Origin of the sequence: Kribbella ginsengisoli, from assembly GCF_039537185.1 — a bacterium.
GTDB lineage: Bacteria > Actinomycetota > Actinomycetes > Propionibacteriales > Kribbellaceae > Kribbella > Kribbella koreensis.
In genome coordinates this window covers 1-1,609 of record NZ_BAABAA010000037.1, presented here as the reverse complement: position 1 = coordinate 1,609, position 1,609 = coordinate 1, and the positions used below count along the sequence as shown (strand labels likewise).

The following is a 1,609-nucleotide window of genomic DNA, read 5'->3' as shown; positions in this document are numbered from 1 at the left end:
TCCTGCCCGTATTTTGAGAACTGTATAGTGGACGCGAGCATCTTCAGTAGTTGTTTTTGTTGTTGTTTTGACAAGCTACTAAGGGCAATCGGTGGATGTCTAGGCACCAAGAGCCGATGAAGGACGTAGGAGCCTGCGATAAGCCCCGGGGAGTTGGCAACCAAGCTGTGATCCGGGGGTGTCCGAATGGGGAAACCCAGCTGGCATTCTAAAGCCAGTTACCAGTGCCTGAACACATAGGGTTCTGGAGGGAACGCGGGGAAGTGAAACATCTCAGTACCCGCAGGAAGAGAAAACAATAGTGATTCCGTGAGTAGTGGCGAGCGAAAGCGGATGAGGCTAAACCATGTGCGTGTGATAGCCGGCGTGCGTTGCGTATATGGGGTTGTGGGAGCATTCAGATCCTAATGCCGTGGGGTCAGGGAGTTATAAATCACTGTTGAAGTCGAATTTTCTGGAAAGTTGAGCCGTAGTGGGTAAGAGCCCCGTAGGCGTAAGACAGTGACTTCCGAGTGTTTTCCCAAGTAGCACGGGACTCTTGAAATCCCGTGTGAATCTGGCGGGACCACCCGCTAAGCCTAAATACTTCTTGGTGACCGATAGCGGACTAGTACCGTGAGGGAAAGATGAAAAGTACCCCGGGAGGGGAGTGAAATAGTACCTGAAACCGGTTGCCTACAATCCGTCGGAGCATCTCCTTGTGGGGTGTGACGGCGTGCCTTTTGAAGAATGAGCCTGCGAGTTAGTGGTATGTGGCGAGGTTAACCCGTGTGGGGTAGCCGTAGCGAAAGCGAGTCTGAATAGGGCGCTTTAGTCGCATGCTCTAGACCCGAAGCGGAGTGATCTATCCATGGGCAGGTTGAAGCGCGGGTAAGACCGCGTGGAGGACCGAACCCACCAGGGTTGAAAACCTGGGGGATGACCTGTGGATAGGGGTGAAAGGCCAATCAAACTCCGTGATAGCTGGTTCTCCCCGAAATGCATATAGGTGCAGCGTCGCGTGTTTCTTACCGGAGGTAGAGCACTGGATGGTCTAGGGGGCTTACCGGCTTACCGAAATCAGCCAAACTCCGAATGCCGGTAAGTGAGAGCGCGGCAGTGAGACGGCGGGGGATAAGCTCCGTCGTCGAGAGGGAAACAGCCCAGATCACCAGCTAAGGCCCCTAAGCGATTGCTAAGTGGAAAAGGATGTGGAGTTGCCCAGACAACCAGGAGGTTGGCTTAGAAGCAGCCACCCTTGAAAGAGTGCGTAATAGCTCACTGGTCAAGTGATTCCGCGCCGACAATGTAGCGGGGCTCAAGCAATCCGCCGAAGCTGTGGCATTCACACTTGTACCCGGCCACGTAAGTGGTCCAGGTGTGTGGATGGGTAGGGGAGCGTCGTGCAGCGTGTGAAGCAGCAGAGTGATCTAGTTGTGGATGCTGCACGAGTGAGAATGCAGGCATGAGTAGCGAATGACGGGTGAGAAACCCGTCCGCCGAATGATCAAGGGTTCCAGGGTCAAGCTAATCTGCCCTGGGTAAGTCGGGACCTAAGGCGAGGCCGACAGGCGTAGTCGATGGACAACGGGTTGATATTCCCGTACCGGCATTAACACGACCCGACCGA

1 rRNA gene is annotated in these 1,609 nt (G+C 54.6%); it reads left to right on the top strand.

Annotation, left to right across the window (positions count from 1 at the left end):
• Nucleotides 1-68: 68 nt before the first annotated feature.
• Nucleotides 69-1,609: ribosomal RNA gene (locus ABD768_RS42895) — 23S ribosomal RNA — on the top strand; the annotation flags it as partial.